The sequence below is a fragment of the Mycobacteroides sp. H003 genome, assembly GCF_001440135.1.
Taxonomy (GTDB): Bacteria; Actinomycetota; Actinomycetes; order Mycobacteriales; family Mycobacteriaceae; genus Mycobacterium; species Mycobacterium gwanakae.
Genome location: NZ_LJYL01000026.1, coordinates 31,658 through 43,869, shown reverse-complemented (window position 1 = coordinate 43,869; position 12,212 = coordinate 31,658). Strand labels below are relative to the sequence as shown.

Annotated in this window: 9 protein-coding genes; 2 read left to right on the top strand and 7 right to left on the bottom strand. The window is 65.4% G+C overall.

Annotation, left to right across the window (positions count from 1 at the left end):
* Positions 1–85: 85 nt before the first annotated feature.
* The 5 genes from AOT87_RS17870 to AOT87_RS17850 form a co-directional block, all read right to left on the bottom strand.
* Positions 86–1,321, bottom strand: coding sequence for a hypothetical protein (locus AOT87_RS17870; RefSeq protein WP_057979912.1), 1,236 nt, complete (start codon positions 1,319–1,321; stop codon positions 86–88).
* A complete protein-coding gene (locus AOT87_RS17865; protein ID WP_131727598.1) occupies positions 1,311–2,606 on the bottom strand; it encodes a hypothetical protein in 1,296 nt (431 codons plus the stop codon). The genes AOT87_RS17870 and AOT87_RS17865 overlap by 11 nt, the downstream gene beginning before the upstream one ends.
* 114 nt (positions 2,607–2,720) lie before the next feature.
* Complete coding sequence (locus AOT87_RS17860; RefSeq protein WP_057969449.1) at positions 2,721–4,985, bottom strand: FtsK/SpoIIIE domain-containing protein; 2,265 nt, start codon at positions 4,983–4,985, stop codon at positions 2,721–2,723.
* A 115-nt stretch (positions 4,986–5,100) separates the two neighbouring features.
* A complete protein-coding gene (locus AOT87_RS17855; RefSeq protein ID WP_057969450.1) occupies positions 5,101–6,801 on the bottom strand; it encodes a hypothetical protein in 1,701 nt (566 codons plus the stop codon).
* 80 nt (positions 6,802–6,881) lie between these two features.
* Entirely contained in the window at positions 6,882–7,700 is an 819-nt protein-coding gene (locus tag AOT87_RS17850) for an ESX secretion-associated protein EspG (RefSeq protein WP_057970257.1), read from the bottom strand.
* Positions 7,701–7,717: 17 nt separating this feature from the next.
* Between AOT87_RS17850 and tnpA the strand changes: the two genes are divergently transcribed.
* Both tnpA and AOT87_RS17840 read left to right on the top strand, forming a co-directional pair.
* A complete protein-coding gene (gene tnpA / locus AOT87_RS29105) occupies positions 7,718–8,221 on the top strand; it encodes an IS200/IS605 family transposase (RefSeq protein WP_198528449.1) in 504 nt (167 codons plus the stop codon).
* Positions 8,222–8,505: 284 nt separating this feature from the next.
* Positions 8,506–9,516, top strand: coding sequence for an FtsK/SpoIIIE domain-containing protein (locus AOT87_RS17840; RefSeq protein WP_157859023.1), 1,011 nt, complete (start codon positions 8,506–8,508; stop codon positions 9,514–9,516).
* Positions 9,517–9,577: 61 nt separating this feature from the next.
* On the opposite strand, the gene AOT87_RS17835 is transcribed toward AOT87_RS17840, so the two are convergent.
* Both AOT87_RS17835 and AOT87_RS17830 read right to left on the bottom strand, forming a co-directional pair.
* Positions 9,578–10,984, bottom strand: coding sequence for an NlpC/P60 family protein (locus AOT87_RS17835; RefSeq protein ID WP_057969452.1), 1,407 nt, complete (start codon positions 10,982–10,984; stop codon positions 9,578–9,580).
* Positions 10,981–12,210 (bottom strand): hypothetical protein, encoded by a 1,230-nt coding sequence (locus AOT87_RS17830; protein WP_057969453.1) that lies wholly within the window; start codon positions 12,208–12,210, stop codon positions 10,981–10,983. Before AOT87_RS17830 ends, AOT87_RS17835 begins: the two co-directional genes overlap by 4 nt.
* Positions 12,211–12,212: the final 2 nt, after the last annotated feature.

The following is a 12,212-nucleotide window of genomic DNA, read 5'->3' as shown; positions in this document are numbered from 1 at the left end:
GGATTGGGTGTAGTGGGTTCGGTGGTGCCGAGCAGGGTGTGGGCTTGTTGGATGATGGCGTCGACGGTATCCGTGATGGTGGGCATCAGTACCCTCCGCCGGCTGAGTTGGGGTTGGCTTGGGCGATCTTGCTGGCGAGGTCAATGCCGGTGCGTGAGACCAGGTATTTAGGGTCGTTGATGACGTAGTTCATGGAGGCTGCGATGTTGGCGACGGGTTCGAAGATGTCGTCGCTGGTGCCGGGGACGTGGTAGCTGTGGAAGGTTCCTGGGGTGACTTGTGTGAGGCCGCGGGAAGATCCTTGGTAGCCGCCGTCGGGCATCATCGGTCCGGTGGCGTTGGAGTCGCCGTTGGCGATGGCGTCGATCTCGTTGCTGGATTCGCGGAAGATCAGGGTGCGGTAGCCGTTGAGCCAGCGTTGGCGGTCTTCGGGGTCGGTGATGTTGAGGGCGTCGAGGGCGCCGTCGATGGCTTCGTCGACGGTGCGTGGGGTGCTGACCGAGTGGGTGTTGTGCGCTGGTGTGCCGGGGGACCTGCTGGTGTCGGTCGAAGGTGCGTTCGAGGCCGCCGACTGCATCAGGGGTGCGAGCATGCCGCCGAGGGGGGCGGCTCCGGCGGGCAGGCCCATGGCTGGGCCCATCATCGCGGGCAGAGTGCCAGCAGCTGCCGGGATGGCGTTGGCGGCCGACGCCATGGTGCCGGGGTCTATTGCGGTGGGGGTAGTGGCGGCCGCGGCGGTTGAGGTTTCGGTCGGCAGGTGGGCAGCCAGGTTGTTGTCGGCAGGGTCTTCTCCTGCGGGCGTGCTGGGGGTGTTGGGATCGTGTTCGGAGGTGGCGCCGTTGGGGGAGTGTGGGGTGGTGGGCAGGGTGCCGGTGTGCTTGCGGATATCTTCCGCTGCGGCGGCGTATTGGCTGCTGGTGGTGGTGATGAGGTCGATGGCTTCGTGGATGGTTGTTTGTGCGGCGGGCATCAAGGCTGCGTCGCGTGGGCCGGGGCTTGGCAGGGCAGCGGCAGCCGATTTCGCGTGTTCCCATTCGGTGGTGATGCTGCCGAGCTGCGCGGTGGCGGTGTCGGCGATGTGTTTGGCCGAGTCGGTGATGGTGGCGGCGTTCTGGGATGCCGTGGCCAGCTGGTGGCGGGCCTGCTGGAGGTGATCACTAGCTGATTGGGCGGCATCGTGGGCGCTGCCGATCCAGTCGACGTTGGGGAAATTCAGTGGCGTCGAGGGCCCGTAGGCGGGGGCGGCACCGGGTGCCGTTGTGGTTCCAACGATTTGCTGCACGCTATGCAGGTAGTCGTCGACGACTTGGTCAACGGCCATGGCTGGGCTGTGCGGGAAGTCCGAAGCCCGGACTGGACGGTTTGGTGTCCGTGTTCTGCGGTTTGGCGGCCGGGGCCGCCGCGAGGGCAGCGCCTGGGACCGGGTTGGTGCCGGTGGGAGGGGTTGCCGGTGTTGCGTTCGTCGCGGTGGCAGCGGGCGGTTCCTGTGTCGCGGGGGTGTCGGCGGTGGTGGCGGTCGGATCGAAGAAGCCCTTGAACCCGGGCATGTCGTTGATCACGCCCAGTGGCTGCAGCTTTCCGTCGGGGCCGATCAGCTGGCCGTTGCCGGCGACGATTGCGGTGTGGTCGGAGAACACCGCGATATCGCCGGGCTTGACGTCGGCGGGGTCCACCTTGCGGCCCGGGTCGGCGCCATCGGTGGGGATGTTGACTCCGGTGCCGGCATAGGCGGCGGTGGCGACATCACCGCTGTCTGGCGTGCGCTTGAGTGCTTGACGCACGGCGTCAGCTGCCTGCGGGTTGCGGGCGGTGACTACCTGCCCTGAGGGCAAGGTGATGTCCTTGCTCGCTGCTGGCGGCGGGGCGGGCGTGTTGGGTTTGCCGGTTACAGCCGGGGCAGCGTTTGTCGGTGGAGGGGTGCCCGCCGGCGGCGCCGCAGGAGCCGCAGGGGCGGTGTTTGGTGGTGTCACGGGCGTTGCGTTGGTGTTCAGCGGCGGCGGCTTAAGGGGTTCGTCGGGCCTGGTCAAATCTGACGGCTTGAGCGGATCTTTACCTTTGCCGGTTGCGTTGAGCGGGGCTGGTGCTCCCAGTCCGCCGCCACCCAGCCCTGACAAACCCGGGGCCATACCGCCGCCACCGAATCCGGGCATGCCGCCCGGCGTCATCCCGGCGCCGAAATTGCGCAGGCCGTCGGCGATGCTGTTGGCGGCGCCAGCCTTGTCCTGCACGTTCTTGCTGAGTTCGTCGATTTTGCGCTGCATCTCCGAGAGGCGGCCCTGCTCGGCTTCGGGTGTGCCCCCGGGTGCGCCGAGCCCGGATTGGTTGCCCGACAGGATCTGATCGTGCAGCGCGCGGCCGGCGGCGGAATTGGCGCCGGTCTGTCCCAACGCTTGCTCGCTGGCCTTGTGCATTTCTTCGATCTGCTTGTGCATCTCGGCGAGCGTGGTGTTGATCTTGTTGATGGCGTCCTGGGTCGGTCCTTCGCCATTGGCGGCCGGTGGGGTCGGCGGATGCGGCGGCGGCGGCAGATTCGGATGATCACCGGAGCCGAACAGCAGCTCTGCGCCTTTGTCGATGACCAGCGGTGCGGGGCCGACGATAGGCAAAAGGATAAGTTCCCAGAGCGTAAATGGCGACATATGCCTGGCCCCTCCCTTCCTGGTAACCGCAGCTGTTGCAGCGGATTCAGCTACGACGGTAAAGGCGCGAAAGGGGTGTTCTCAAGAGGAGTTACGTGACACCGACAGCAGACTGGAAGGGGCCAGGGTGCTCACCTTGAGCAGGCTATCGTTGTCGTCTTGCCACATCACCGTGACGGTGCCGGTGTCGGCGATGTCAATTCCATCGACTTCGCCGGTGTTGCCGTCGCCGAAGCTGATCAGGTCCTTGGGCTGCAGATTCTTGGCGGCAACGGTGAGCTTGATCATGTCGGCCGTGTCCGCGGTGGCGATGATTTCCTCCAGATCAAAGCCCAGTTGGGAATCGCCTCCGAAATCGGTGACCTTGCGGTGGAACATGGTCGGGTCAAGATCGGGGCGCTGTGAGAGCGGGAACCACGGCGCGTCGGCGATATCGTCCCAGGTTGCGCCGGCGATCGATTTGGGCAGTTCCGGGACGTAGCGAGGGATCAGGTTGATCGGGGGCCGCAGCGCCTTGATGACGGCGGCCTCGGTGGGGTCGGTGCTGTCGGCGGGCGGGGTGAAGTAGTACTGGGTTTCGCGGGGGTCTTGGTGGGTGCCGGTGGACATGCCGCGGCCCTTAATGCGGGGCACGTTGCGGCCGGTGTAGCTGTCTTCGAAGATCATCTCGGCGGCGATGCGTGAAATGGGCCCTACTGACACACGGTTTCCGAAGTTGTCGCGGGCATCAGTATCGATGAGTTCGTGGCCAGGGCGCTGCATACCCAGGACCAGGTGCACGCGGGAGGAGCGTGCCAGCCGGGCCATCTCGCCGAGTTCGGTGATTGTGGGGCATTCCTTCGGGGCGTTTTTAGCCGGTTTGAGGTTCGCCCACATCCGTTCGAGGACAACTTTGAACTGGGATGCTTCGTCGACAATGACGAGGTATGGCAGGTTGTTCTCCCATTGCGATTGGTCCCAGCGTGCGCGGGCATTGCGCTCATCCATCAGCTTGTACATGCGGTGGATGGTGGCGATCGACTCGAAGGGGTCGCTGCTGATGATGTGCACGTTGGGCCAGCCAACGAAGTCGCTGTAGGAGCCGCCCTTGAAGTCAACGAGTACCACCGCCCACCCGCTCAGGGCAGCCATCATGATCAAGGTTCGCAGGAAAACGGTTTTGCCAGCACCGGTTTTGCCGCTAACGAGGGTGTGTGGCGAGTCCAGTGGATCCCATTCCTGGATGCCCAGGTCGAGATCGACGCCGTAAGCGAAGCGGGTGTGACGGTACTGGCCGATGGCCTCGGAGATCGATCTGACGGCTGGTATCGGTTTGGGGTAGTAGAGCCGGTCCAGTGTGGGTTTGGGTTTGAAGATGACTTGCGAGCTGGGGAGGTCGAATTTGACTCGCCAGGAGCCGCCGACCAGTTCGGTCATGTTTTGCTCGGCAACCCTTTTGCGGAACTCGCCGGTCAGTTTCTTGGCGCTGACGTTGCTGACGGTGAATCCGTTGGCCAGTGATCCGGTGACGGTCGCCGTGGTGTCGAAGACATCGCGTGCCTTACGGGTGAGATCGGCCAGTTCGGCGTCGAGTTGCTCGGGGACGAACTGAGTTGCCGTGTAGACCAGGTCCGAGGGATCGGCGGTGACGCGGTAATGCGCGTCGCAGTGCTTGGTTAGGGTGCGGCGGATGGTGCTGGCCGGGTCGAGGCGGCCAGCGGGTTTGGCGGGGTCCTCGACCTGCAGGCGGGTGTCGTCGCGCGGGGTCAGTGCCGTCATGGGCCGTGACGCGCGGATGGTGACGGTGTGCGGTACGTGGGTTCGGGGGTGATATTGGGCGGTCGCTACCCGGGGGGACGGCTCTTTGTGCCCCAGCGGGCTGTACAAGGCCTGTATGAGGGTGCTGCGCAGCCGTAGGCGGCTGTCTACCAGGCGGTACCGGTCGATGAGGCAGCCGGCCATGGCGACGGCTGCAGCTGCAGCCAATCCCATGGCCGGGAGATGGGGCATCTGCATCCACAGTCCAGTCGCAAGCAGCGTGGCAGTGAAGACGGCGGCTGCGGTGCCGGCCGCAGCGGCGGGAACAGACAAGGTCATCGCCCATTTTTCGGGATGGGTCGGCGAGGGTTCCCCGGGGTGGGTGCTCTGCCAGAGGATCACGGCGGCGACGATCGTGGTTATGGTCGAGGCCGCCAGTGCGATAACGGTGGGGCGATCGATGGCGGCGAGCAGGTCAGTGTTTTTAGTCAGGTAGCGGTAGGTGAGCCAGCCGCCGCCACCGATAATCACCAGCACTGCGAGCGAGACCGCGAGCGGGTTTTCGGTGTCGCTGCCAGATTTGGCGCTGCTCGAGCGTGGCGATGTCACGATTTCTACTGTTGGGTGCGGGACACCGGTTCTCAAGAGGAGCTATGCGTCCCGAGGCGGGATACTCGAGGTGGCTTTAGTGGCCCTCGGAACGAGATACATTGTCTGCCAACCGTTACAACTGTTGTTGGCCGTGGTTGCCCAGTGGTGCCGGGGTAACGGTTGCCCGGCCCGGTTGCCGTGTTCGTGTCGAGTGGGGGCGCCGTGGTGTGGTTCCCCGTGTCCCTGGCTCGCGTCGGCCTCCGGTCGCTGCAGGGCTGTTTGGTCCGGTCTGGTTGGTAGCTCTCACCGGGCGATCCTCTGGTCGCTGCGGTGTCACACCTTTCCGACGCCGGGCCGATAGGCCTTGAGCGCGACGCCCGATCACTGTGGCGGCTGCCTGGTGCCGGGAGACGTTGAGGTAGGGGTGCTGCCAGTGCTGGCCACCCCAAATACTGGAATAGGCGGGGTTGACCCCGAACAAGTCGATATCGGCGGCCGTGGTCATGGCGGTCAGGCGGTTGCGGAACACCGCTGTCGGGATTCCAGATACGGTGCGGCGGAACCGTTTCCCCCGCATCCCGCGACCCATGGTTTCGCGCCCAGTGGCCCGGGCATCAGCGAAGTCAAGGTCTTCGACCGCGATGGTGGTGATGCCATGGCGGCGGGTGTAGTGCAGGAGTTGGGTGATGGCGTGACGCACCTGGGCATCACGGCGGGTCGTGCTGCCAGTGAGGTCGAAATCGATCCGACCGGCCGCACCGACCGGGTTGCCGTGCCTGTCCAGGCGCCGCACCGCCAGATGTCCGTCGTTGAGATCCACCCCGACCACCGGGCCGGTGGCGTGCACATCACCGTCGGCCTCGCAGTCATCGCGGCCGGACCAGTACGGCAGCGCGGGGATCGCCCACGACCCGGTCAGATACACCCCATCCCGGCCAGCCTTGCGGGTGATCGTATACGCGATCGAGTTACCGCCGGTGATCCGCTGCACCCACGCCTCACCACGGTGGCTGAACACCGCTACTCCCGACAGGACATACCGGCCGCGGGGTGCATTGGCTAAGTGTTCCAACGGTTTCGGTAACCGGATACTGACCTGTCCTGCCGGGGTGACCGTGATGGTGAGGTTGCCAAACGGTTCATCGGGCGAGCCGGTCGACCGGATCCGCCACCGGGACGCATCCCACCTCTGCCGCCACTGCGCTTCGGTCAGGCCAGCCTTGTCGAGGTGGTGACGGGTGTGGGCAACGCGTTTCCCGCCCTCCACCACGTGCACGACGCCGACGGCCCGGTCGTGTTCGGCCGCGGCGAGCTCGGCGCGTAGGTGCTGCGCCCGACGCTGCTTCTGGAAGCGTTCTGCTTGGTTCGCATAGCCTTTCGGCGCGTTCGTGCTGCGGCGGGTTTTACGCTCAGACACGGTGAGCATGTCACTGGTAGTTGCAGTCAGCCGGGTCTCGATGGTGGCGATCGCAGCCCGCAACCCGCCAATGTGCCGGTACTGGGCCTCACGGGCCAGCCGGTACTGGTCATCGCTGCCCGCGATGATCGCGCTGGCCCACCGCGCCGAGGACAGCGCGGTCAACGCTCTCTTGCGGGCATTCAGCAGGCCCCGACGCACCTGCCGCCGTTCGCCGGCATCCAATCCCGCATCGATCGGGACAGGTCGGGATACCGCCGCCAGATCAGCGCGTCGCAGACGGCCCAGATGCTCGGCCACCACATCCAGCACCCGATCATCGACGACCGTAGTGCGCAACCTGGTCTCGATCGCCACCCCCGCCGCAGCAGCGACCGGCTTCACCTCACGCCACTTGCGAAGCCCGGAATCGGTCATGACACCAGTGTCCTAGATAGGTCCGACAAAAGCGGATATCCAACGCTGGCCGACAAAATCACCAGCAGCTCCTCACCCGTTTACTGCTTGTCGAGGGTGGCGAACAGGGCGGTCAGGGCGGTGTCGAGCCGGTCGAGCGACATGGGGGCGTAGGTCAGCTGTGTTCGTCCGTCGATACCGATGTGCGGCCAGGCCAGGACCCGGCCGTGGACGGTATCTAGGAGTGTGACAGCGGTTTTGGTGCGGCGGGTGATGCCGTCGACGCGGCGCAGCGCGGTCAGCTCGGTGACGACGTCAGGTGATGAGCACGCGTTGAGGATGGTGGCGTTGTGCGCGCTGACGCCGTATTCGAGGAAGTGGTCGGTGCTTTGGCCGGGGTCGGCGGCTGAGACGACGGCTGCTTCGGTGGCGGTTAGGTGCACCGGTTCGGACATGCTCGCCGGCGGGGTGGGTCCCAAGATGGTGTTCAGGACCGCGCTGGTTGCGGTGATCCAGTCGGAGGCCGGCACGCGTTGGACGAGGACGATATCGCGGGTGCGGCTGGCGACGACGAAGCGGTCGTACCGCGTTGCGATCGCGGTGCGCAGCATGACGTTGGGTTCGCGAAGAGGGATGACCCGGATCGCCAGGGTTTGGTCGGCGTGAGCGATCGTTCGAACCATGTCGGCGACTTCTGGGCGCACGCCGTCGCCGGTGAGGATTCGGCGTTCATCGGTGAGGCGATTGTGCTGTAGGTCTTTCCACGCTTGTGTGAGGTCCGGCCAGGTCATGGGGTTGTAGAGGGCCAGCACCTCGGGTATCAGACCGTGCAGGTGGAGGTGTTCTACGAGGTAGGTGGCTTGGTCGACGCTGACTTCGAAGCCGTTGACGGTGGTGTCGTCTGCGGTAGCTGCCGTCACGATTGTCCTTTCGCCGGATGGCTGTAGTTGAAAGTCTGGTCCATTTCGCCAGCGGGCTCAACAGGTGCTTTTTTGACGTCCTCACCGCGTGGTTCACTCCGGTGCCCGGGGTATTACGCGATTCAGGAACACGCGGCGTATTCGCCTTCGGAAGAGTCGTCCGTATTCGGCCAGTGCATGGTGAAGGGCTTGGATCGTGGCTGTTTTGGGCCATGCTCACCTTCTGCGAGCGCACCATGGCTGAGGTGTGTGCCGACCTGGGCACCGTGGCGGTCGAGTTCAACGGCGAGGCTGACCATGTGTACCTGCTGGTCTCCTACCTGCCCACGCTGGCGATCTTCACGCTGGTTCAGCGGCTCAAGGGCCGCACCGCATGCGTGGTGCGCCGCGAATATGCCGGCGCGCGTGTCCGCGCTCGCATGCGCGGGCATCTCTGGTCGCCTTCCTACTTCGCCGTCTGCTGCGGAGGCGCACCATTGTCGATCATTAAGCAATACATCGGGCAAAGACGGCCACTCTGAACGCGGGGCTACGCCCGCCGACAAACGGGATGGGTTCGCCCCGGACTGAAGTCCGAGACTTGCGCCCAAGATTCCGGTCATGGGCGTCTGGATGGATAGAATGTGAGCCGTGCCGCCGACGCGGCGGCGCGACTCCCGACAGAAGGCTGATCGCCCACATCGATCAGTCGCCTGACCAATCGGGACAAGACCCTCAGGGTCACCGCGCGCACCCTGACAGAGAACCGTCGCACCGCAGATGTGGGTTGCGCGACAACAACTTTGGATGGGATGTGAATAGTTCGATGTCGAGTAATTCGTTCAAAGGGCAGGCGCGCCGTCGACAAAAGGGCACCGGGGTGGCGTATATGCGGGCTCGCCGGCAGGTGGACAATCGCGGCCGCGGCGATGCGGCGCGTGTGGTGCCCGAGTCGGCGGATGGGCCGTTGATGTTGTCGCTGCTGGGCCTTGGTGGTGTAGAAGTTGCTGATATTGCGGCGCTGTGGGCTGATCGAGCGCTGCCGGTGGGTACCGGTGAGCCAGTGGATCGGGGCCTGCTGCTTCGGGTTCCGCTTGGTTTAGGCGTCGGTGGCGTGCCGGTGTGGTTGGACCTCAAGGATGAAGCCGACGGCGGGGCTGGTCCGCACTTGCTGCAGACCGGTATGACCGGGTCAGGGAAAACGGTTGGGCTGCAGTCGATGTTGGTCGGGCTGTGCGCTCAGCATTCGCCCGATCTGATGCAGATGGTGATCGTCGATACGAAGGACGGTGTGGGCAGTGTGTTTGATGGTTTCGCCGATTACCCGCACACGGTGGCGATCCTTGGATCAGATACCTGCGCCGCTGCGTTGATGGAGCTGGTCGATGGTCGCTCCCGAGCGCTTCATGAGGCTGGGGTTGGTGGTCGTATTGGCCGCTATCGAGAACTGCGTGCGAGTGTGCGGGGAGCGGACCTGCCGGCTTTGCCTGACTTGGTGGTGGTGGTCGACGAATTTCGTGTGCTGCCGCACTCGGTGGCGCGCAGGTTGATGCGCGAAGGCACTGGTCTTGGAATCCACGTGGTTGCTGTCAGTCAGGCCAGTGTTGGGGAGTCGCGTAAGGTCGCCGTTAACGTGAATTGCCGCATTGTGTTGCGGACGAGCACAGTGCAGGAGTCGGTGCAACTGGTGGGCAGTGCCGACGCGCACGAGCTGTCGGCTGGTGTGGGGCTGTTTGTGCCCAAGCGGGGTGCGGAGCCGATGCCGTTTCGGGGTTTCTTGGTTGACGATGATCTGATCGTGGACCTGGGGCGCCGATTTGGCGCAGTTGGCGCGTAAGTGCTGCATCGATCCGACCGAGCGTGTCTTCCAGGCGATTCATCCAGTTGTTCGGCGAGTTTTAGAGGACCCTGCGGGCTTGTGCGTTGTTGGGGAGGCCGCTGATGTGTACAGGCACGCCCCGTTGGGGGGCTTCGATGACTTGGCCGTTTCCGATGTAGATGGCTACGTGTTCGGGGACTCCGGGGCTTGACCAGTTGGAGAAGACCAGGTCGCCGGGGGCGAGGGCGCCCAGGGGTACTGCTGTGCCGGCGTGGATTTGGTCGTAGGTGGTGCGGGGCAGGATGACGCGGCCGCCAGAGGCGCGGGCGATGGCCCATTGGGTGAGGCCGCTGCAGTCGAATCCGCCGCCGGTGGGTCCGAGGGCGCCTCCGCCGCCCCATACGTACGGCAGTCCGAGTGCGTCGTGGGCGATGCGGGCGGCGTCGGCTCCGGCGCCGCTGCCTGCGACGCCGGCTTGGGTGGTATCGGCGGCGGCGAGGTAGTCCTGGATGAGGTTTCGGACGAATTGGGCGTCGGAGAGTTTGTTGCGGGCCGCGGCGGAGACGACGTTGCCGGCGTCATCGAGTGCTTTGCGCATGGCGGTCAGGACGGCGGTTTGGGCTTCGGGGGTGTTGCCTTGGGCGCCGGCGGAGGCGAGGGCGGTCTCGACGTCGTCGATGATGCCTTTGATTTTGGCGCGGTCGTTTTCGGTGTTGGCGGAGGATAGTCCCAGGATGTCGCCGAGTTTGGCTTCGACGTCGTGCATGGCGCCGACGCGGCGGGCGAGGGCTTCGTTGCGTAGGCGGGCTTGGTCGGCGGCGGGGCCTTCGAAACCCATCGATCCGTGGGGGCCGGCGAGGTTGTTGGCCGAGCGTGGGTTCATGCGGCTAGTTGGGCTGCCTGGGGGTTCGTCGATGCCGAGTTGATGGGCCAGTGTGGCTAGTTGCGGGAGCACGGCTGAGGCGAGGGCGGGCATGAGGCTTCCTGCGCCTTGTAGTGCGGCGCCAGGCAGGTTCAGTAGCGGGCCGGCCAATTGGGGGCCCAGACCTGCCAGTGCGTTGAGGGCTTCGGGTGCGGCGTTGGCTGCCGGCGAGGTGTCAGCCGTGTCACCGTCGGTGTCGTCGGTGTCGGTGTTGTGGTCGCCGCGGTGGGGTTTTCCGTGGTGATCGGCGGTGTTCGCGGGGTCGGTGGATGAGGGTGTGCTGTTCGGGGCGAGGCCGTTGGGGGTGGTAGCGCCGGTGTTCGGAGTTCCCGGGGGGTTTGTGGCGTTGGGTGTGGTGGTGGTTGTTGGCGTTGGGGTGCCCGGTGGTGTCGGTGGACCGCTGTTAGGTAGCGGGGGAATCCGGACGGGCGTGGGGCCGTCGTTTTGGCCGGTGACCGAAAAGGGCCGTGATGTGCCGGTGTTCTCGTGGTTGTTGTCGGCGTTGGGGTCACCGTCGTTGGGTGTGGTGTCGGTGGGGGCTGCTGTCGGGGTTGGTCCGGTCATGCGGCGGCCGCCTTCCCTGTGCGTCGGATTACCCGATTGGGGCCGATGTGTGCCCATTCGGGGTTCGGATGGCCCGGCAGGATGGTGACCATGGTGTCGGTGTCGACCGCGATCCCAGCCAGGTGTGGTCCGGTGGTGGCGCTGATGTCGGTGTAGATGAGGTCACCGGGTTCGGGGTTGTTCATGACGCGGTACCCGAGTTGCAGTTGCTCGCCGATGGTGGTGGGGATATCGACGCCGAGAACTCCGGCGAGTATCGATGCCACGAATTGTGCTGAGTTGCGGGTGGTTTCGGCGGTGTCGGGGGTCGGTGTTGTCGGCGCTGGGGTGCCTTCAGCTGGTGCTGTGGCGGTGGTTGGTGCGGTAGTGGTTTGGTCGGTGCCGACTGCGTGTTGGGCGGCGGCGGCGATAGCGGGGCCGTCGGGACTGCTGGTGCTTGCCGGCGCGGGTAGGGCTGTGGTGAGGGCGTGCAGGCAATTGGCGGCTTCGGGTGCGGTGGCGATCGCGGCGCTGGCCTCGGCGGGGTTGAGCAGTGTGGTTGCGGCTGATTGAGCTGGAGCGGTTGTGGGTGCGATGGCCGGTGCTGTGGTGGTTGTGGCGGTTGCGGAAGTCAGCAGAGGTGCGGCGGAGGAGGGTGTTGCGGCGGGCAGCGCGGCGAGTTCGTGTTGCGCGGCGGCCACGGACTCGGTGAATTCTTCAGGGGTGGCGCCGGTGATGATGGCGGCCAGCTGCTCTGGTGTGTTGTCGCGCCAGCGGGGTTCGCGCTCGAGCATCGTGTCCAGTGCGAGGGCTGTTGATACCTCGGGGGTCATGAGCTCGGCGGGGGTGCCCCAGGCCAGCGGAAGACCGAGCGCGCCGGCGCCGGTGTCCAGTAGTGCGGTGTGTGCGTAATTCATGGTCTCTTCGTTCGCCGGGTTGGCTGCGTTCGCCAGCCCGGTGGCGTGGATGGCGATCGCTGCGGTGACGGTTGCTCCTTGTTCTCCGAATCCCAGTGTTCTGGCGGTTTGGTCGATCTTCAACAGGACTTCCGTGGCGGTCGGGGCTGGGTCGGGTGGGTTTGCCACGATGGCGCCGCGGGTGCCCAGTGCGGCGGTGCAGGTGGCGAAGAACTGCTGGGCGCCTTGCCCGGGCAGGGACATCATGATCAGCACGATGGGTAGGCCGATGACGCCCAGCGGGATCAATATGGCGGCGCCCAGAGCGGCTTTGACGGTGGAAGTGGGCATTT

Bases quoted from the DNA above. Each gene is read 5' to 3' on its own strand.
- AOT87_RS17870 (WP_057979912.1), bottom strand. From the start codon at position 1,321: ATGGCCGTTGACCAAGTCGTCGACGACTACCTGCATAGCGTGCAGCAA.
- AOT87_RS17855 (WP_057969450.1), bottom strand. From the start codon at position 6,801: ATGACCGATTCCGGGCTTCGCAAGTGGCGTGAGGTGAAGCCGGTCGCT.
- tnpA (WP_198528449.1), top strand. From the start codon at position 7,718: ATGGCTGTAGTTGAAAGTCTGGTCCATTTCGCCAGCGGGCTCAACAGG.
- AOT87_RS17840 (WP_157859023.1), top strand. From the start codon at position 8,506: ATGTCGAGTAATTCGTTCAAAGGGCAGGCGCGCCGTCGACAAAAGGGC.
- AOT87_RS17835 (WP_057969452.1), bottom strand. From the start codon at position 10,984: ATGACCGGACCAACCCCGACAGCAGCCCCCACCGACACCACACCCAAC.
- AOT87_RS17830 (WP_057969453.1), bottom strand. From the start codon at position 12,210: ATGCCCACTTCCACCGTCAAAGCCGCTCTGGGCGCCGCCATATTGATC.